Below are 20,343 nucleotides of genomic sequence, written 5' to 3'. Positions count from 1 at the left end.
ATGTGAAGCCGTCTTTTCCTATTATGGCATAAAATTAACATAGGCTTTGTACATAATATATATAACAAGTAAATACATGATTATATTGAACACACTTCGTTTTAAAGTTAACTTTCTCTTTAATTTCTTATCTTGTAATCTCAATTCTATTCCATTCGCTATTTTCAACCTACCTACTATTTGAAATAACTCTCTGTAATCATCAGCATTTCCCAATAATACGTATTCGTTATCATTTTTATACTTTATATGCAGAAACTCACTTCCACCTTTACGGTCTAATATTGTTTTCATATAAGCTACTTCATTCAATACACATACTTTTAAATCAACTTCATTATAATAACGATCCATAAAAAACACATACAACCGTTTATTTGTAACGATTAACACATTATTAATACCGAAGTTCATTGCAAGAACGCCTATCCCTAATGTCATTGCTGTGCCTGTCTGCCAATTTTTCACACGATGATTTTCGGCAAGCATACTATATAAAATCTCTTCGCTTCCCTGTAACTCTTCTTGTACAACCTCATAACAACGTTTCATTAAAATTGTTTTTGTTACAACTTCTTTTGTACGATCTATTTTCTTTTTATCTATTTTCTCATCATTTCTATAATCATCTACACAATTATCGCTATACTGTAAGTTATTTAATTCCTGAAGTAACTTTTCTTTATTCATTCCTTTTCCCCCCCAGCAGCTTCTTCAATTTCTTTCTCCCTCTTGAAAGCCTACTATATACCGTATCTCGTGTCATACCGAATTCAAGCGCTATTTCTTGTACGCTATATTCATCTAAATACCTTTTTATAAAAATTTTCTTATCTTCTTCATTCAATTCTTTAATTAAAACGTAAAAATTATAATCTCGCTCTTCTTTTGTTAAATTGACATTTTTTCTATCTTCATATATTTCTTGCTGAAACTCTTGTAATTGATAAGACTTATTACTTTTTCGTTTATAATCGATGGCCTTAAACCTAGCGACAGATATAAGCCAGTTTCTAAACTTCCCACGATTTTCATCATAACTACTAATGTTGTACCAAACGATTAATAAAATATCGTCAACACATTCATCCACTAACACCTTACTCTGTGCAGTATCTAAAATACTATGAACTACCTTATAAATTAAATCTCCATATCGATCAATTGCTGTATGTAATGCTAACATATCTTGTTTCCGAAGACCTTCTACTATTTCTATATCCTTCACCCTTATCACCACTCTTTATCCTATTCTTTATTCATTATATATACGAATGAGCACATTCGTTTCCTGACACTTTTACAAATATTTTCTAATTGTTTTCATATTGTAGCAATGCTTAATTAATTATTTCTTGTGGAACAGGGATTATATTATCTCTCACGAATTTAATCTATGAACAAAAATAGGAGGGATAACTATGTACCAAACAATTGAAGGCTTTTTACAATCATGGACATACGAAGCAGAGTCTACTGAGAAAATGCTTGATTCATTAACCGATGCATCTTTATCACAAGAAATTGCACCTGAACATTGGACTTTAGGAAGAGTCGCTTGGCATATCGTGACGGCAATTCCTGTTATACTATCTGGCACAGGGCTAAAGTTTGAAGGAGAAACGAAAGATTATCCTGTTCCAACTTCTGCAAAAACAATTGCAGATGAGTACCGTAAAGTGAACGCGGCTTTTGTTGAAACACTTCAAAATAAATGGACTGATAAAGACTTAGCTACTATTAACGACTTCTTTGGTCGCCCTATGCCGAATTCTATATTTTTAATGACACTTATTAATCATCAAAATCACCATCGCGGGCAAATGACGGTTTTAATGCGACAAGCCGGCTTAACAGTTCCTGGTGTGTACGGCCCCGCAAAAGAAGAGTGGGCTGCGGCTGGAATGGTAGCTCCTAAAATGTAATGACAAAAAAGACAAGGTGTTTACATATCTTGTCTTTTTCTGTAACTTGTTTCATGTGAAACTATTTTTTAAAATGGTTGTTTTATGGAATATATAGGTTAAAATGAATACATATTACGAAGAGGAGTAACCAAATTGAATACAAAAAATAAAAAAATAGCTATGGGAACTATTTTACTAACTTCCCTTATTGGAGTTATTAGTGTATCTCTTTATTTCACCTATTATGGTACCCCTTGGGGAAAACAAGCAGCAATTACGGACTCAAAAGAATATATTACAAAATATTTTAATCTAGATGCAGAAGTCAAAAATACTTCTTACGATGCTAAAATGAATAGCTATGCCATCTCCTTTGAGACAAGTAGAGACAGAGATTTTACTATCGAATATAAAAGTCCTAATAACTTTAATATCTCTCCAGGAGTTCAAGAGTATTTAAGCAAACACTCCAAATTTACAGAGTAGTAACGAAGCATACATATACAAAAAAGAGTTAGTGTAACGCCAACTCTTTTTTCTTATTCTTGTCATACAGTTATATCTTCCTTCTCTATATTTTTAATTCCGTAATATGCAATCACAGCTCCAATTGCTGCGAGTGCTAGTTGAAGGGGAAGTAAAGTTGCTGTAGGAAACGCTGGGTTGCTATTCATTGCAATTGCTACAACGATAAGAGATGAAACAATTGTAGTTGGCACTGAACGTTTACGCATTCCGAAATACAATGGGATTAAACTCATTCCCGCAGTTGCAATAGCTAAAGGAACCAGTTTTATTCCTTCTTGCACCAATTGATCTACTGTGAATGAATGAGGAAGAATTGAAAAATAACTATCTATCCCAAAGAAAATTCCTACTACTAAAATGTTAGATACAATAACTGTTATAAATGTTACTATCGCTGTAATAGCCAACTTACTAGCCATCATTTTCTTTCGGTTAATAGGATAAGAAAACATGAGTAGTATTGTTTTATTTTTATATTCGCCAATTATTAACCTTGCGATTAACACACTACCAAAAATAATAAATGTTGCTCTTACTACTGTACTAGCCATTAGCAAAATCATCTGCGGATCTCTTATTTCTGGATCTCCTTCTATTTGTGCAATGAAACTAACAAAGATTAATAATGCCAGTATAATGATATTTGCAATAACTGCTCCCCTCACATACCATCCAAACTTAAACTTCTTCAATTCTAGCTTCATAAGACGTAGCATGATATTCCTCCTTTCATTTAAACTTTAATCAATATAAATTACCCCTGTTTTACTTAAAATCTTCACTTCGTTTTTTGCATCACCAATAGTTCCTTCTTTTATCTTTTCTGTATTTTTATCTTTCTTAAGTCCTTTTAAATCCACTATTACGTCAGTCGAATTACTTTTAGCCATAAGCTTCAATGATGCCGGGACACCTTTATACCGTACGCCAATATCCCCTGATTTTGTTTCTACAAATAATGATTTTCCTTCTGTCATATCTTTCAGTAATACTTCCCCAGATGTTGAAGTGATGTTCATATTTTCGTTTTTTACATTTTTTACATAATTATCACCAGTAGTGGAAGTTATATTTACTTCTTGTAATGAACTATCTTTTAACATTAAATCTCCGCTTTCGGATGTAAATTCACCCTTCTCTGCCGATAGTCCTGTAATCATTCCATCTCCAGATTTGCCTTTTGTCACGATCCTTTTTACTACTATATCGTTTATTTTCACATCACCCAATTTATTATTTAATACAATTTTATCTATTTCTTTCTTCGGAATAGCTATAGATATACTATTTTTCTTCCTAAACGTAAAACCATAAAAAAATCTGTTCACCTTTTGTTTTTGCTTAATCACAATTTTATTTTCATCATTTTCTATTTTGACGGGATCTATCTCTTTATCTGGTTGTTCACCTTGAGCAGAAATTACTATTTTATTAGCGTCTGTACTTTTAAATTCAAGATTCCAGTTTTCATTATCTACTTCTATTTCTTTTATATTATTTATCTCAAAAGACTTTTCTTTCTTAAAATCTTTCCCCTGAAATACCTTAATACCAAAAACTACACTAGCAATTGTAATGAATAATATTGCAATTACTATTATCTTTTTCACCATTCATACCCCAGTTCGTTGTTGTTTTAAGCTTGCTTCACACCACATCAATCTTATCGATTTTACGAAACGATAAATAACTAATGAAAATCCCTAATAAACAGAGCACGATTGGGATAGCTATAAAATCAAACATACTTACTTGATCGTTTCCAGGACCAACGTTACCACTAATCAGCATACCAATTATTACTGCCGAAGTAATCGTTGTCGGTGTCGATTTCTTTCTCATTCCAAAAAATAAAGGAATTAAACTTATACCAGATATCATAAATGCACTTATAAAAGTATCTGGAACGATAGCTATTATTTCACCTATCGTAGCTGGCGTTTCAATCAGTCCCATTATTGGACTCACAAAATATACGAGTAAACTAATAATAAAAGTAGCGATAATGGTGCTCACAAAACAAAAACAAAAAACAATTGTTAATTTCGCCCTCATTAGCATTTTCCTTTGCAGCGGGTACATAAACGATAATTGCATCGTTTTGTTCTTATACTCATCAATTACTAAACGTGATAAAATGACCGAACTAAAAATAATGAATGTTATCCTAATAAAAATATTTGCTGCAGCCATGTTCTGTGTGAAGTCAGAGAAGAGCATGTCTTCCTCGGCTTTCATTCCCAATGCCATAAGGCTTACTGCAGCGAAAATTGCTATAATACAAATTGCTACACTTTTAAAGTAACGAGATAATTTATGTTTCTTCCATTCGAGCTTCATTAATTTAAACATATAAATTACGCCTCCATTCTTTATATACCTGTCTCTACGCTGCTAACATTCTAATTCCAGCAGTAACGAAGCTTAACATTCCTATCACTAGTACAATGAACAACCATTTCCGCTCTGGTTTTCTATAATATAAAATTCCACTTATTAGCATTACGATAAATCCACTTACCAGGTTCAGCCACAGTCCATTAAGCATGAATACCTTCTCCATCCATTACATTTAAGAAATATTCTTCTAAGGAACTATGTTTCTTATTAATACTTTCAATTTCCACATCGTTCATAATAAGTGCTTTTGAAATGGCTTGCTGTGTCACCGCCACTTCATAAATCCGAATCATGTTTCCGCTCATTATTTTGTAATTTTTTATACCAAGTTTATCTTCTAAAATATAAGCTGCACGTTTCACATCAGGAACAGTAATTTCAATATACTCTGTTTGTTTTCCGTTAATACTCTTCATTGAAACTTCTTTTATTAGTTTTCCATTTTGAATCACACCAATTGTATCGGCCATTAGTTCCATCTCACCTAAAATATGACTAGAAACTAATAATGTAATGCCATATTCTTTGCAGAGCATTTTAAATAAGTCTCGTAACTCTTTAATACCAATTGGATCTAAACCGTTAATTGGTTCATCTAAAATGAGCAATTCTGGCTTTGTAACGATTGCCCTTGCAATACCGAGTCGTTGTTTCATTCCTAATGAAAAATCTTTTACTTTTTTATTATCTACCCCTTGTAGTTTCACTAAATGTAAAGCATGGTCAATTGCATTTTTATCGTAGTAGCCCATGTATTCACAATGTAGGTCTAAGTTTTCTTTCGCCGTTAATTTATCATAAAAGATTGGATATTCAATAATTGTCCCCATTCTTTTTAATACTTCATAAGATGTATCTGTTAATTTATCACCGAAGATTTCAATATCACCACTCGTCGGTTTTATTAAATTTGTAATCATTTTCATAATCGTTGTTTTACCAGCACCGTTTGGTCCTAAAAAACCGTATATCTCTCCTTTTTTCACATGCATGTTAACACTGGAAATAACTTCTTTCCCTTTAAACACTTTCGTTAACTGATTTGTTTTTAATATATATGTCATGTTACTTTCCCCTTTCGCAATACTCTATATTTCTATAATAGACAACGGAAATCTCTTTTTTCTTACCCGTTTCTTACAAATTCCTTACGCTGAAAAAAAGCTTGTAGAATCTACTTCTCTACAAGCTAAAACAGCATCTTTTTTAATACAATTGTAAAAATTGTTTTTTCATACGGTTTACTAGAAAGATGAATTTTTCCGTCCATCGCTTCCACAAGCCGTTTCGTAATCGTTAATCCTAGACCGCTTCCTTGGTACAATCTATTTCTTGAATCTTCAAGTGTATACATACGCTCAAACACTTTATCAATATGAGATTCATCAATTCCTTTTCCTGTATCCCATATATCTATATACACGCTCGTGTCATCATCTCTTAACGTCATACCGAGTGCCTTTCCATCGTCTCCATATGTAATCGCATTTGATATTAAATTATTCAATACCCTACCTAATACTTCCACATTTCCAAGTGCGTATATATTTCTTTCTGGTATATCAATATGAACCTGAAAACCTTTCGTCGTCACTAAATCATAAAATGATAAAATCTTCTCGCGACAAACTTCATTCATATTTACTTTTGTCATTTCAATTGCTTTGTCACCAGATTCTAATTTCGCTAAATCAAAAAACTTATGAATTAGCTCCATCACTTCTAGTGTTTTCGTATGCACTTTCTCAAGTAATATTTGTTGTTCTTCTTTATTCATCGTTTTATCCTTATTTAACATTTCTGTATATCCAAGAATAACTGTTAGTGGTGTTTTCAAGTCATGCGAAATATTTGAAAGCATTTTTCTCATCGAAATTTCTACTTTTGCATGATCTGCATTCGTTTTCTGTTTTGCATCTAATAATTGATTAATTGCCACTAATAATTTTTGCAATTCTAGATCATCTGTCATAACGAGTAACGTCTCGCCTGTTTTTTCATTTACAATACTTTCTAACTTTTCATATGTGTATCGTAAATTTTTACTACTATTTTTTCTCATTTTATATTGCATATAAATAACACATAACAATATAAAAATAATACCTATTAACAAATTGATCATATTACATCACTTCCAGCTTATAGCCGATGCCCCATAACGTTTTAATATATTCTGGATTAGATGGATCACTTTCGATTTTCTCACGCAATCTTCTCATATGAACATTAATGACGTTATCGTCACCGTAATACTCTTCGTTCCAAACTAACGTGTATATTTGTGCTTTCGTAAATACACGATTTTGATTTTTTACGAACAGTTTTAAGATCTCAAATTCTTTTAAAGTAAGTTTGAGAGGTTTCCCGTTTTTTTCAACCGTAAAATTAATTGGATCGATTGTTAAATCACCAATTTGAATCATTTTTTCTTCTGTTGATTCTGTAGCCGAATATTTCGTAGACCTCCGAATACCTGCCTTTACACGTGCAGCTAATTCAATCATAGAAAATGGCTTACAAATGTAATCATCTGCTCCAAGTCCTAATCCAACAGCTTTATCAACATCTGTATCTTTTGCCGACATCATTAAAATCGGAACTGCACTTTTTTCTCGAATGATTCGTACAACCTCTAAGCCATCTAGCTTTGGCATCATAATATCAAGGATAATCAAATCAAATGAACCTTTTAAATATGTGTTCACGCCTTCTTCTCCATCAGACGCAATTGTTACTTGAAAGCCCTCTTTTATTAAATACTTTTCCACCATCTCTTGAATTGAGATATCATCTTCAACTAATAAAATATGATGTGACATATGTCTATCCCCTTTTTTACAAACATTAGCATTTTAATTGTATCGTAACGAATGAATACTGTGAAGAATTATATGAATTTTCAAACCAACTTCCCTTCCTTCCCTAACAATGATATGATGAAATTTACTACGATAGTTCATAATTAACTTTATATAAAGGAGACTTATCATGTCAGAAAACAAAAAAGTAAGCTTAGCTGATTTAATGCGTGAACAACTTGCAAAGAAAAGGCAAGGTAACGGTAATGGTCAAAATGCCAAAAATCAAAGCCAAGAAACAAAAAAATTACAAAACCAACAAACAAAGAAAACAAACAACCAACGTAGACGTACAGGTGTGTAAATGAACGGACAAAAACGTTCTAATATAGCACCCGGTCTTGAAGTTGATATTGTATTAAAACAAGATCAACGAACAGGCAAATTAACACGTGGAATTGTAAAAGATATTTTAACAAACTCCCCTTCCCATCCGCATGGCATTAAAGTGCGATTGCAGGACGGGCAAGTCGGTAGAGTACAAAATATCGTTCAATAAGAAAAGGAGCTCAAGTAAACTCGAGCTCCTTTTCTTTATTAACCTTTAATTTTCTCGATGAAAACTACTTTTAAATAGTCTCCTTCTTTAAATTGATCAATGGTACGGAAATCTTCTGGTAAAGAATGTTCTTCTAATATTTTATATTTGCCATTCATTTCTTTAAAGGCTGTATCGATAAAGCCTTTAAACTTTTTCATATCGAATGCGCTACAATTTGTAGAAGCAACGATAATACCGTTATTTTCTGTAATAGCAATTGTTTCTTTTAATAAATTTTTATAATCTTTTGCTGCACTAAATGTATATTTTTTTGAGCGTGCAAAGCTTGGAGGATCAAGTACGACCATATCAAATTTCATTTCTTTCTTCGCTGCATATTTGAAGTAAAGAAATACATCTTCTACAATAATATCTTGCGCTTCATAATCAACTTCATTTACACTAAACTGCTCAATCGTTTTACTTAAACTACGATTTGCAAGGTCGACACTCGTCGTTTTGCTCGCTCCGCCAAGCGCTGCAAATACAGAAAAAGCACCTGTATAAGAGAACATATTTAACACGGTTCTTCCCTTTGCATACTTATCACGAATTTGTTTTCGAACGTTACGCTGATCTAAAAATACACCAACCATCGCTCCGTCATTTAAATAAACAGCAAAGTTCACACCATTTTCTTTTACGATAAGCGGGAACTCACCGCGCTCTCCTGCTACGAAATCATCACCCTCAATATATTTCCCTTTCGTATCAAAACGCTTTTTCTCATAAATACCTTTAAAGTTTGCTACTTTTTGAAGAGCGGCTATAATCTCATCTCTGAAAGTATAAATCCCTTCACTATACCAACTTACTACGTAGTAGCCATCATAATAATCGATAATTAGTCCTCCAAGACCATCACCTTCACCGTTTAGGGCGCGGCATGCTGTCGTATCACTTGATTTGTAAAATTGCTTTCGTTTATGTAAGGCAGATTTTATTTTACTTTCAAAGAAAGACTGATTAATTTGTTCACTCTCTTTTCTCGTTAAAATCCAGCCGTATCCTTTATTTTGTTTTCCATAATAGCCTTTTCCGATAAATTGGTTCTTCTCATCTACTACTTTAATGATTGTTCCTTCTTCCTGAACATCATTTAAATTTTGAATCGCATCTTTTAAAATAAGCGGATATCCACTTTTAATTTCTTTTATAAATTTCGGTTTTATTTTTACAGTTACTTCTGATCGCATATAATAACTTCCTTTCCATTTGCATGCTTTCTCTACAGGAAGCATTTAAAAAACGAGACTGAAAAAACAGCCTCGTTTCACTATACCATATTATTGCTTTGCTAGTACAACTCGCTCATTCTCTCGCTTAACTGCCACATATTTACTACATTTTGAACTGGAAATCTTACTGTCCAATATAATATAAAAAACTTTTATATTTCACATTTAGCATTGACAATGATAATGATTTTCATTATCATTTAATGTATATGAGTTCTCGAAAATAAAGGCTATATTTAATAGGAGGAATAAACATGATTATTGTTACAAATACAGCTAAAATTACAAAGGGAAATGGACATAAATTAATTGAGCGTTTTAATAAAGTAGGTAAAGTTGAAACGATGCCAGGCTTTTTAGGTCTAGAAGTTCTTTTAACGCAAAATACAGTTGATTATGATGAAGTAACAATTAGCACTCGCTGGAATGCAAAAGAAGATTTCCAAGGTTGGACAAAGAGCGCTGCATTTAAAGATGCTCACTCACATCAAGGCGGAATGCCAGAATATATTCTTGATAATAAAATTGCTTACTATGATGTAAAAGTTGTACGTATGCCAATGGCTGCAGCACAGTAAAAACAGTCCTTTTTTAAAGTATAGAATATGAGAAGCGTTATCTATCACTTCTCATATTCTATACTTTTTTCTTTAATTTCTTTTTATTAATTTTGCGTGTACAACTAGCCTTCCAGCCTCTGGATCAAGCGCATAGTCACAAGTAGAAAGTGTTACGATTTCATCATTAGCCGTCAATTCCGTATCCGTTTTGTACAGTGATTTTTCTTGAATTTCCTTTAAGAACGATGTATATGCTGCATCATTTTCAAAATCCGTTTCAATGTAATAAAAGTCCGTTGTTGTCGTGTATACTGAAAAAACTTCCACGTCGTATCCTTCAAATAATGTATCGTAATATAATTTACGATGAGACATAAAAAAGTCTTCATCCAACATCTTTTTTAAACTACCAAACATAGAACCGTCTTTCATACGATGGCCATATAAAATCGTATTTCGATTTTGAGATTTCACATCATTACGATGGTCCATAAAAATGCTTCCCGCTCTCATATCTTCACCTTTATAATTACGAAATAAATAGTAATCATTATCTTTTGCTTGAACGATTGGATAATTAATTTGTGTATCATCCATCGTAATCCATCCGACTATCTCTGGATTAATTTTCTGGAGATCCTGAAACTGTTTACGTACCTCTCCATCTTCTGATTTTTCTTCCATTGGACTTCTTTTATAAATATGTTGTGCCTCAGCCATTACTTTACGATTTTCATAATAATCCATGAAAATCCCGCCCAACTCATACATTGAATAGAAAAAGATTCCTAAAAACATAATTGTAAGTATGCGTTGAAAAAAAGAATTCTTTTTCCGTCCTTTCTTACTATTCAAATTATCACCTCAAAACGGATTATGCTCAGCCTTTAGATTCCCATAGGTACCATGTACAATCCGGTATCTTCATCCTGCTTTACAATGACATCTACACCATATATTGCTTTAACCATTTCTTCTGTTATTACATCATTAGGATTACCTTTCGTAATGATTTCTCCATCTTTCATAACGATAATATGGTCGCTATAACGAATGGCTTGATTAATATCATGTAATACCATTACAATCGTTAGTCCATGCACTTCATTTAACTCTTTCACTAACTCTAATATTTCTAGCTGATAGTAAATATCTAAATATGTGGTCGGCTCATCTAAGAAGAGCATTGGTGTATTTTGAGCTAATGTCATTGCGATCCAAACTCGCTGCCTCTCTCCACCAGATAAAGCATAAATTGGCTTATCACGCTTACTTTGTAAATTCGTACATACTAGCGCACGCTCAATCGCTTCTCTATCTTCATCTGTTTGCGGAGAGAATATATTTTTATATGGCATACGCCCGAAGCTTATTAGCTTTTCCACTGTAATATCTGCTGAAGCCTCATTTTGTTGATGGACAACCGCTAGTTTTCTAGCAAACTCTTTCGGTTTATATTCACTAATCGCTTTCCCATCAAGTATTACTTCTCCACTGCTAGGAGCGTGGTTTCTAGACATGACACTAAGTAATGTTGATTTCCCACATCCATTCGGTCCAATGATTGTTGTAATTTTCCCAATTTCTATTTCACTACTAACAGACTTTAATCGATTTGTTACGTTATCGTATGAAAAGGTTACATTTTTAATTTCCATGAACTTTATCACTCTTTCTAAGCAAGAATATTAAGAATGGACCACCAATAACCGCCATAATTGTTGCTGCTGGAATTTCGTTAGGTGGCACAATTAACCTTCCAATCGTATCTGCCGTCAAAATTAATAACGCCCCTGCAAGAGCAGAAAATGGAATTAATACTTTATGGTCTGAACCGACTAATTGTCTTGAAATATGCGGAACTAGTAATCCTACAAAAGCAATAACACCTGCAATCGCTGTTGATACTGCCGCTAAGAGTACTGCAATGGCAGAAATAATAAGACGAACTCTCGTCACGTGCAAGCCTAAGTTTTTCGCAGTCTTATCTTGTAGCGATAATAAGTTACACCAAGCCCCTACGAACAGAGCAAGAATAAGACCAACCGTTCCATAAGTCACCATTATTTCTACATCGCCCCATGTCTTCATTGTTATGTTAGAAGTCGTCGTTTGCTTAATACTCTTAATAAAATATCCACAAATCGTAACGAATGATTCATTTAATCCAGTAAACATTGCATTAATGGCAATACCAATTAAAATAATGCGAAGCGGGCTTAATCCTGATTTCCATGAAAACGAATAAACGAGATAACATGCAAGCGCACCACCTAAAAAGGCGAATACGGGTGTCCAGAAAAAGAATTGCGGGAACAACGTAATAATAACGAGTGTCATAAAACTTGCTCCTGAAGATATACCGATTACCCCAGCATCAGCGAGTGGATTTTTCATAACAGCTTGAAAAAGCACACCTGAAACAGCGAGAGCCGCTCCAGTGAACAACGCAATAATAATACGCGGAAAACGTAAATCTTTAATGACTTCAACATCTTCATTTCCACCTGTAAATATCCCTTGTACAAGTTCAACAATACCTACTTCTAAACTACCTTTCATCGCTGACAATGATGTCATAACAATAAGCAATGCAGTAACAATGAGGAAACTCCAAGTTTTTTTATTCATTCTACTCTTCCTTTATATTAAAATGCATCACGGATACATCATTTTTTTCAATTCATCTAATGCTTCAATTGCTGCTAAATTACCTGTCGTTCCAAATAAACGCTCTTCTAAATCGTAAACACGGTTATTTTTAACCGCAGCAAAGTGTTTCCAAATATCATTTGTTTTAAATTCTTTATCAAACATTTTTACAACTTCATCAGGCATACCATGAGCTGCTCGTAAAATAATATCTGGATCAGCTTTCTTTAAATACTCTGTATTAGAAGCTAAATATTCTACTTGTTCACCTTGCACAATATTTTTACCACCTAGTTGTTTCACTAAATCTCCAATATAAGAATGCTCTGTTGCTACTAAATAACTTCCTGGCACACCTAATAAAATAAGCACTGTCGGTTCTTTCTTTCCTTTTACTTCTTTTTGAATGCTAGCAACCTTTTTATCTAATTTAGTTACTACTGCTTCGGCCTGTTTTTCACGCCCATATTTCTTACCTAAATCGCTAATAGAACTTTGCATATTTTTCAAACTCGTTAAATCTAAAAAGTTTGCTTTCATACCCACACCATCAAAAACTGGCTTTAATTCATATTCAAGTGTTGTCACAGATAACACTTCTGAAGGCTTTAATGACTTTACCTTTTCCATATCTGGACTCATTGGATTCCCAACTTCAGGTAAACCTTTATATCGCTTCGGTAAAGTTTTAGAACTTGTTGGAACGCCGACTAAATCTACTTCTAACGCATCCATAATTTCAGTAACAGCCACTGTTGTTGCAACGACGCGCTCTTTACTTTCACTCTTTATCTGCTTTGCTGATTCTTTTTTTGGTGATGAGCACCCGGCTATACTCATTAACAAAATGATAGCCATTAGTACACTTGCAATTTTCTTCACTCTCAATCACCACTCCTTTCCATACAATATGAAACAAGTCTTGATGCACGCGAACATGCATCAAGACTCCAAAAATTACAATCTACCTGCTCTATATTTACGAACTAGTAAAGCAAGTGAACCTAGCAGTAACACCATGTATAAACCAAGTTGTGCTGTATCTGCAGTTTTTGAGTTTTTCTCTTTTTTCGAATCATTTTTTGTATCTTCTTTTTTATTGTGACCATCTGCATTTCGATTAAAATCAGGAGTACCTACTGTTTTTACATTATCTACTTTCGGTGTAGTCACTGGATTTTTCGGTTCATTTTTCGGTTCCTCTTTAATAGTTCCTAACGCGCCGATATTATTTGTATCAAATTGAATTTGTACATCGTAGAAATGATGGTAGTTCATCTCATCGATGTCTACCTTTACTTTTGCGTTTAATTTTTTAAATAGATCTTCTACTTCAAACTGTACTACTCGCGTATTTGCATTTTTATCTTCGCTTACTACTTTCGCATCAGCGAATAGTTCATTGTTTTCCGCTTGGAATTTCGTAATCCACGCACTATTTTTCAGCGTCATCTCAATATATTTTTTACCATCTTTTACGATTAATTTCGCTGGATTTACAACATAGTCATGCATCTTTGAAATCTCATCTGTTTTATCTTTTAATACTTTAAATGTAATATCATATTGGCCATCTACTAAATTTTTCGAATCAACTATTACTCTCGGTTTATTTTTTTCATCTTGGTTGTTGTTTCCACCTTGGTTGTTGTTTCCGCCTTGGTTGTTGTTTCCGCCTTGGCTATCTAACGGCTTAATGCTACCTTTATCAAATGCAAATTGAATATCGTAAAAATGGTGATAATTCATTGAATCGATATCTACTTTTACTTTTGCATTTAACTTTTTTGATAAATCTGGTACTTCTACTTCCACTACGCGTGTATCAGCTTTTTTATCTTCACTTATTACATGTGCATCAACAAACGAACCATTTTTCTCAAATTCAAATTTTGTAATCCAAGAACTGTTCGTTAACGTAAATGATACATACTTCTTACCATCTTTTACTTTTAGCACACCTGGACTTTTTGTATATGTGTTCATCATTGAAATTTCGTCTGTTTGATCTTTTAATGCTTTGAAATTGATGCTGTATTCACCATCTTTAATTGTTTCAGCATCTGGTTTTTTATTTTCATCTGATTTTTTATTTTCATCTGGTTTTTCTACTTCTGGTTTTTCTACTTCCGGTTTTTCTACTTCCGGTTTTTCTGCTTCTGGTTTTTCTACTTCCGGTTTTTCTACTTCTGGTTTTTCTACTTCCGGTTTTTCTGCTTCTGGTTTTTCTACTTCTGGTTTTTCTACTTCTGGTTTTTCTACTTCTGGTTTTTCTGCTTCTGGTTTTTCTACTTCTGGTTGTTTCTCTTCATTTTTAATTTGTTCAAGTTTATCTTGTTCAAATAAAAGTTGTACATCATGCGTTTGCTTATAATTTCTTGATGCCATTTCGATAAATACTTTTGTATTTAGTTTTTTAGATAAATCGTTTACTTCAAACTCTACTACTCTTGTATCTTTTTCCGTATCCTCACTTACTACTTTTGCATCAACAAATGTGCCATCTTTTTCCGTTTGAAAATTTTTAATTAATGAGCTACTTTTTAATGTTACAATTGCTTTTTTCTTACCGTTTTCTACTTTTAATACTCCTGGATTTACCATGTAAGTATTCATCTTAGATTCTTCATCTGTTTGATCTTTTAACACTTTAAATGGAATGCTGTACGCACCATCTGTAATTGTGTTAGAATTTGGTTGTTGATCTGGGTCAGGCTTTTGGTCGGGCTTCTGACTTGGATCCGGTTTTTCATTTGGATCTGGCTTATTAGCTGGGTCCTCTTTTTCATTTGGTTGTTCCACATGAATTGGTGTAATACTATTTTGATCAAATGCAATACGAACGTCGTACTCATGATGATAATTTAAAAAATCAATATCTACTTTTACTTTTGCATTTAATACCTTCTCTACATCTTCTACATCAAATTCTACTACTCTTGTATCTTTTTCTTTATCTTCACTAATTATATTTGTCGCAACTAGCTTACCTGCTTTTTCTGTTTCAAACTTCGTAATCCATGAACTATTCGTTAATGTAAAGGATACTTTCTTTTTCCCATCCTTCACTTTTAAAGTCCCTGGGCTTACTGAATATTGATTCATCATCGATTCTTCATCTGATGTATCTTTTAAAACTTTGAACCCAATTGAATATTCACCGTCAGCCAACTTGGTAGCTGCTTGAACTGCAAGTGGTTGTAATGTTGATACGAATGTAAATATCATTAAAAACATAGCAACAATAATTTTTGTATACCTGTTCAATGGAACGACTCTCCCTTTTGAAAATTATTTAATACTGCTCCCATCAAATACAAAGCGAATATCATACGAAGCATTATAATTAATAATTGGAATATTAATTTTCACCTTTCCATTTAGTTTTTTTGACAAGTCAGCAACTTCAAATTCTACTACTCTAGTATTATCTTTTTTGTTTTCACTTAACACGGTTGTTTCTACAAATTGACCATCTTTTTCTACTTGGAAACCTTTAATAGAAGCACTATCTTTCACTTTAAATGAAACGTATTGTTTTCCATTTTTAACTGTTAATGTTGCTGGGCTTTCAAAATAACTATTCATTCTAGACGATTCATCTTTATCGCCTTTCCATACAGTAAAAGCAATATTATATTTTCCATCAGCTAGTTTTGTAGCAGCCTTTGCATCTTGTAAACCTAGTGTTGCGATAAACGTAAATAAAACAGCAAATACGGCAATAATCATTTTAAATTGTTTAAACATATATTCATCACCCTTCAAAAGATTTATTTACTCAACTTCACTTTACGAATTAAGAAAGCACCTGAAATAAGAATTAACGCTGCAAACAATCCAATACGTGCTTCATCGCCTGTTTTTGGGTTATCTGTTTTTTCAGCTTTTCCATTTTCATTTTTTGTTTCTTTGTTCACTTCTTTAGCTGTTTCCTTACTCTCTACTTTTGTTTTCTCTTCTTTTACTTGTGTATCTGTTTTCGCTTGATCATTATTTTTTTTGTAGCAGCTACGCCGTTATCGCCACCTACAGCTTTTACATTTGCATCAAATGCAAAACGAATTGTGTAGTGGTGGTCATAGTTTGCATTTGGTACAACAACATGAATTTTTACAGCTGCCGGTTTGGATAAATCATCTACTTTAAACTCTACTGTTCTTTTATCTGCCGATTCATCTTTACTAACAACTTTCGCATCAACAAAATTCCCATTCTCTGGTGCTTTAAATTCTGTAATCCAAGCACTATGATTCATCGGAACTTGTACTCTCATCTCACCGTTTTTCACTATTAATTTTGCCGGCTTTTCAAAATAGTCATTTGCCATTGAAGCTGAATCATTTTCCGCTTTTTGAATTACGTAATTAATATCGTAAGTACCATCAGCTAGTTTTGCTGAAGCATTCCCGTATGGCATTACAAGAAAAGCTAGCATACATACGAACGTTATAATAAAAGCGGGTAATACAGAAACCTTTTTCATTTTTCTTGTTTCCTCCTTGGTTATCTTTTATTTCACTTCTTGAAAATGATAATTATTCTCAATTTATAAGAAAAAAATAATCTCTTCTACCTATTATTTAATTAGCATTCTTTTATGTAACATAAGTATTATTGATTATCATTCTCATTTAATGTTAAAAATAATATCTCACCCTATTCCTTATACGAAGGCATAGAAACTGAGAAAAAATGATAAAACGTATTTATTGATTATCATTCTCAATGAAAATCAAAAAAAAATAAACTATCTCTTCTCCTCTTCTTTCACCTCTTCCCATAACAACACTATAGTTATAGAAACCCCTTTTCCCTCACTTCCCTTCCAATATTTCCACAACTAAGTCAATCTTAGCCTACTCATAAATTTTTTGTCAACTATATTACGTATAAAATTTTTAATATCTGAATTTCTCTATATGCTGCTTTTTTTACAAAAAAAGAGACTTTCTGTTATAGAAAGTCTCTTTTCTCTATTTCTCTACAGCAATTTCCTGCTTTTGAAACTTAGAAACTATATAACCAAATCCTATACCGATTATCCCTGGAACTAACCAACCAATTCCTACACTATATAATGGAATCTTATCTAAAATAGGTGCTAGCGCTGCAATTTGAAGGTTTGCATTGTGTAATCCATCAAAGAAACTTATTGCAAATGCTCCTACAATCCCGCCCACATACATCGCTAATGGAAGACGAACGTAGTTTTCAACAAGTGATAATACGATAAGTACGATTCCAATTGGATAAATTGCGATTAAGATTGGTAATGCTAATGCATTTAACTGAGTTAACCCAAGGTTTGCTACCATAAATGCTAATACACAGAAAATGAAAACGACTTTTTGATAAGAAAGCTTTGGTAATAAGGAAGAGAAGTAATCACCACAAGCTGCAACAATACCTACAGAAGTTGTCAAACATGCTGCTGTAATTGCGATCCCTAATAATAAAGTTCCGTAGCTACCAAATAAATGATTCACGACATTTGTTAAAATAATTCCTCCGTTTGCACCCATTCCAAGTGACACACTAGAAGCTCCAAGATAAGCAAGTGCTAAATACACAAGTAGTAGACCAAGCGCTGCAATAAATCCTGCAAAGATTGTTACTTTTGCAATACTGTTTTTATTTGTAATACCTTTTTCTTTTAACGCATGAATTACAACATTTCCGAATACCAGTGCTGCAAGTCCATCTAAAGTTAAATATCCATCAATAAATCCTTTGAAGAGAGGAGCACTATACGCTTCTGTCGGTGCACCAAATTCTCCAATTGGTGTAATAAGTGCTTTACCTACGATAATTGCAATAACAGCTAATAATATTGGAGTTAGCACCTTACCAATACGACCCACTAATTTCGAAGGATTTAAAGCTAAATAGAAAGTGACTGCAAAGAAAATAAGTGTAAAGATAACAAGTGGATATGACTGACCAGCTATCTCACTTGGTAAAAACGGTGCAACACTCATCTCATAAGCTACTGTTCCTGTACGCGGCACACTTACGAATACGCCTAAACATAAATAAATTGCAGTGATAAAAACAAGTGCGAATATAGGATGTACACGTCCTGCTAGCTCATTAATATCTCCCTTTAAAGCTATAACAATTACTCCTAATAAAGGTAGTCCAACGCCTGTTACGATAAAACCAAACAGCGCGATCCATACGTCCGTTCCAGCACCTTGCCCTAACGCTGGTGGAAAAATCATATTACCTGCACCAAAAAACAGTGCAAATAACATTAAACTTATTGCAAACATCTCTGAAAACTTTAAAGATGATTTCATTTCTACTAACCTCCTAAAATGATAAATTAACAAAATATTCTGAATTGAAATCCGTTACATATCCTCTTTCAAGCATACTTCCCCGTAAAAGAACGCAAAAAACACCCGTCCCTAACAAAGGGACGAGTGTTGAAATCGTGGTTCCACCCTTATTCTAATAAAATGAATTTATAACGAAATACGCTCATTTTATAGCTCGTGTAAATTGATAACGGTTTTATCCGCCAAGAATTACAATGCATCATGTATGCAGTTCACTCTTGAAGTTTAGAGGTGGTAAGCTTGTCTTTTCGTATTAGGAAGCTCACAGCCTAAGGCTTCCCTCTCTGAGAATCGTAAAATACAACTCATGTCCTCATCATTACTTTTATAAAATATCTTGTCGAAACTTGTTGCTTTTTATTATATGGACTATTTTTTAAAAAATCAATAGTTTTATTTTTTCTGACAAAAAAAATATAGGGAGAAAATTTTCCCTCCCTATAACTGCCCTATTAAAATTTCTAACTCTTCAGCCGTAACGCTCCGCCACTTTCCAACTTCAAGCTCATTTAGCTCTATATTCATAATGCGTACTCGCTTTAGCTTTATTACAGTAAACCCGAAAGCTCGACTCATTCTACGAATTTGCCTGTTCATTCCTTGCGTTAAAACAATACGAAATGTTGATTGATCGACTCTTGTCACTTTGCACGGCTTCGTCATTCCATCTTTAATCTTTACACCGCTGGACATCTCATCAATAAACCAGTCCGTAAAAGGTTTATCGACTGTGACAACATATTCCTTCTCGTGCTCATGATCACCATGTAAAATTCGATTCGCAATGCCGCCGTCATTCGTTAATAAGATAAGTCCTTCCGATGCTTTATCTAATCGTCCAACTGGAAAGATTCGCTCTGGATAATTGATATAATCAATAATATTATCTTCAATATGATCAGCTGCTGTACAAGTAATTCCGACTGGTTTATGAAAGGCTATGTACACCTTTTCTTTCTCTTCTTTTACAATAACTTGCCCATCAATCGTTACAACATCACCATCGCTCACAAGTGCACCGTGCGTACATATTTCACCATTAATAGCCACGCGTCCAGCTTTAATGAGGCGATCTGTTTCACGTCTGGAGCATGATTTTGCTTCGCTTATGTATTGGTTGATTTTCATGTTCTATTCCTTTTCACATATATTAAAAGCGTCAATCTATGGCAATATCATTCTGCCACGATTGACGCTTTTTCACTTCGCAAAAACAACTAAATAAATAACCCCAATCACCAAAAATATTCCGCAACAAGCTAACAATACTTTTGCAAGTTTGTCCATAAACATATAATGGTTTCCCCTTTGT

23 protein-coding genes, 1 pseudogene and 1 other annotated feature are annotated in these 20,343 nt (G+C 33.4%); of the genes and pseudogenes, 5 read left to right on the top strand and 19 right to left on the bottom strand.

Features of this window, described 5'->3' with window-relative positions; translation table 11 throughout:
- Positions 1–21: 21 nt before the first annotated feature.
- Positions 22–690, bottom strand: a complete 669-nt coding sequence (locus MR169_RS03605; protein ID WP_001031129.1) for a hypothetical protein — start codon at positions 688–690, stop codon at positions 22–24.
- Positions 683–1,186 carry a sigma-70 family RNA polymerase sigma factor gene (locus tag MR169_RS03600; protein ID WP_206702468.1) on the bottom strand — a complete coding sequence of 168 codons (504 nt, stop codon included), beginning with the start codon at positions 1,184–1,186 and terminating at the stop codon, positions 683–685. Before MR169_RS03600 ends, MR169_RS03605 begins: the two co-directional genes overlap by 8 nt.
- A 235-nt stretch (positions 1,187–1,421) precedes the next feature.
- On the opposite strand from MR169_RS03600, the gene MR169_RS03595 reads away from it, so the two are divergent.
- Positions 1,422–1,925: a DinB family protein gene (locus MR169_RS03595; protein ID WP_000284964.1), complete on the top strand. Its 504-nt coding sequence runs from the start codon at positions 1,422–1,424 to the stop codon at positions 1,923–1,925.
- Between the two features lie 135 nt (positions 1,926–2,060).
- Positions 2,061–2,393: a YfjL-like protein gene (locus MR169_RS03590; RefSeq protein ID WP_242318903.1), complete on the top strand. Its 333-nt coding sequence runs from the start codon at positions 2,061–2,063 to the stop codon at positions 2,391–2,393.
- A gap of 62 nt (positions 2,394–2,455) precedes the next feature.
- Here the strand turns inward: MR169_RS03590 and MR169_RS03585 are convergent, their stop codons facing one another.
- From MR169_RS03585 to MR169_RS03555, 7 genes are all read right to left on the bottom strand, one after another.
- On the bottom strand, positions 2,456–3,151 hold the full coding sequence (locus MR169_RS03585; RefSeq protein WP_000945182.1) for an ABC transporter permease: 696 nt from the start codon (positions 3,149–3,151) through the stop codon (positions 2,456–2,458).
- A 24-nt stretch (positions 3,152–3,175) separates the two neighbouring features.
- Positions 3,176–4,048: a DUF4097 family beta strand repeat-containing protein gene (locus MR169_RS03580; RefSeq protein ID WP_136986143.1), complete on the bottom strand. Its 873-nt coding sequence runs from the start codon at positions 4,046–4,048 to the stop codon at positions 3,176–3,178.
- A 34-nt stretch (positions 4,049–4,082) separates the two neighbouring features.
- The gene (locus MR169_RS03575; protein WP_242318902.1) at positions 4,083–4,787 is read right to left on the bottom strand and encodes an ABC transporter permease; all 705 of its coding nucleotides are present in this window, start codon (positions 4,785–4,787) and stop codon (positions 4,083–4,085) included.
- Between the two features lie 34 nt (positions 4,788–4,821).
- Positions 4,822–4,983 carry a hypothetical protein gene (locus MR169_RS03570; protein ID WP_000931813.1) on the bottom strand — a complete coding sequence of 54 codons (162 nt, stop codon included), beginning with the start codon at positions 4,981–4,983 and terminating at the stop codon, positions 4,822–4,824.
- Positions 4,976–5,899, bottom strand: a complete 924-nt coding sequence (locus tag MR169_RS03565) for an ABC transporter ATP-binding protein (RefSeq protein WP_044796494.1) — start codon at positions 5,897–5,899, stop codon at positions 4,976–4,978. The genes MR169_RS03570 and MR169_RS03565 overlap by 8 nt, the downstream gene beginning before the upstream one ends.
- 125 nt (positions 5,900–6,024) lie before the next feature.
- On the bottom strand, positions 6,025–6,960 hold the full coding sequence (locus MR169_RS03560; RefSeq protein WP_044796492.1) for a HAMP domain-containing histidine kinase: 936 nt from the start codon (positions 6,958–6,960) through the stop codon (positions 6,025–6,027).
- A gap of 1 nt (position 6,961) precedes the next feature.
- The gene (locus MR169_RS03555) at positions 6,962–7,657 is read right to left on the bottom strand and encodes a response regulator transcription factor (RefSeq protein WP_016118692.1); all 696 of its coding nucleotides are present in this window, start codon (positions 7,655–7,657) and stop codon (positions 6,962–6,964) included.
- A gap of 169 nt (positions 7,658–7,826) precedes the next feature.
- Between MR169_RS03555 and MR169_RS03550 the strand changes: the two genes are divergently transcribed.
- A complete protein-coding gene (locus MR169_RS03550; protein WP_242318901.1) occupies positions 7,827–8,000 on the top strand; it encodes a hypothetical protein in 174 nt (57 codons plus the stop codon).
- Positions 8,001–8,195: a YwbE family protein gene (locus MR169_RS03545; RefSeq protein WP_001014310.1), complete on the top strand. Its 195-nt coding sequence runs from the start codon at positions 8,001–8,003 to the stop codon at positions 8,193–8,195.
- Positions 8,196–8,233: 38 nt separating this feature from the next.
- Here MR169_RS03545 and MR169_RS03540 read toward each other — a convergent pair whose 3' ends face one another.
- On the bottom strand, positions 8,234–9,433 hold the full coding sequence (locus MR169_RS03540) for a class I SAM-dependent rRNA methyltransferase (protein WP_242318900.1): 1,200 nt from the start codon (positions 9,431–9,433) through the stop codon (positions 8,234–8,236).
- 296 nt (positions 9,434–9,729) lie between these two features.
- On the opposite strand from MR169_RS03540, the gene isdG reads away from it, so the two are divergent.
- Positions 9,730–10,053 carry a heme oxygenase gene (gene isdG / locus MR169_RS03535; RefSeq protein WP_000587818.1) on the top strand — a complete coding sequence of 108 codons (324 nt, stop codon included), beginning with the start codon at positions 9,730–9,732 and terminating at the stop codon, positions 10,051–10,053.
- A 72-nt stretch (positions 10,054–10,125) separates the two neighbouring features.
- Here the strand turns inward: isdG and srtB are convergent, their stop codons facing one another.
- From srtB to MR169_RS03490, 9 genes and pseudogenes are all read right to left on the bottom strand, one after another.
- Positions 10,126–10,890: a class B sortase gene (srtB, locus tag MR169_RS03530; RefSeq protein ID WP_242318899.1), complete on the bottom strand. Its 765-nt coding sequence runs from the start codon at positions 10,888–10,890 to the stop codon at positions 10,126–10,128.
- Between the two features lie 32 nt (positions 10,891–10,922).
- On the bottom strand, positions 10,923–11,693 hold the full coding sequence (locus tag MR169_RS03525) for an ABC transporter ATP-binding protein (protein ID WP_242318898.1): 771 nt from the start codon (positions 11,691–11,693) through the stop codon (positions 10,923–10,925).
- Positions 11,683–12,666, bottom strand: a complete 984-nt coding sequence (locus MR169_RS03520; protein ID WP_044796489.1) for a FecCD family ABC transporter permease — start codon at positions 12,664–12,666, stop codon at positions 11,683–11,685. Before MR169_RS03520 ends, MR169_RS03525 begins: the two co-directional genes overlap by 11 nt.
- A gap of 27 nt (positions 12,667–12,693) precedes the next feature.
- Positions 12,694–13,575 (bottom strand): heme ABC transporter substrate-binding protein IsdE, encoded by an 882-nt coding sequence (gene isdE / locus MR169_RS03515; RefSeq protein ID WP_242318897.1) that lies wholly within the window; start codon positions 13,573–13,575, stop codon positions 12,694–12,696.
- Between the two features lie 69 nt (positions 13,576–13,644).
- A complete protein-coding gene (locus MR169_RS03510) occupies positions 13,645–15,954 on the bottom strand; it encodes an NEAT domain-containing protein (protein ID WP_242318896.1) in 2,310 nt (769 codons plus the stop codon).
- 24 nt (positions 15,955–15,978) lie between these two features.
- A complete protein-coding gene (locus tag MR169_RS03505) occupies positions 15,979–16,437 on the bottom strand; it encodes an NEAT domain-containing protein (protein ID WP_137074308.1) in 459 nt (152 codons plus the stop codon).
- 23 nt (positions 16,438–16,460) lie between these two features.
- Positions 16,461–17,173 (bottom strand): annotated as a pseudogene (isdC, locus tag MR169_RS03500) (heme uptake protein IsdC).
- A 490-nt stretch (positions 17,174–17,663) separates the two neighbouring features.
- Positions 17,664–18,989 (bottom strand): branched-chain amino acid transport system II carrier protein BrnQ6, encoded by a 1,326-nt coding sequence (brnQ6, locus tag MR169_RS03495; protein WP_000842650.1) that lies wholly within the window; start codon positions 18,987–18,989, stop codon positions 17,664–17,666.
- Positions 18,990–19,104: 115 nt separating this feature from the next.
- Positions 19,105–19,360 (bottom strand) — a binding site (T-box leader).
- Positions 19,361–19,469: 109 nt separating this feature from the next.
- Positions 19,470–20,159, bottom strand: a complete 690-nt coding sequence (locus tag MR169_RS03490; RefSeq protein WP_061663239.1) for a 23S rRNA pseudouridine(2604) synthase RluF — start codon at positions 20,157–20,159, stop codon at positions 19,470–19,472.
- Positions 20,160–20,343 lie beyond the last annotated feature (184 nt).

Source organism: Bacillus cereus group sp. BfR-BA-01349, from assembly GCF_022663795.1.
Taxonomy (GTDB): Bacteria; Bacillota; Bacilli; order Bacillales; family Bacillaceae_G; genus Bacillus_A; species Bacillus_A cereus.
The sequence above is the reverse complement of the archived record's forward strand: the minus strand, read 5'-3'. Positions and strand labels throughout refer to the sequence as shown.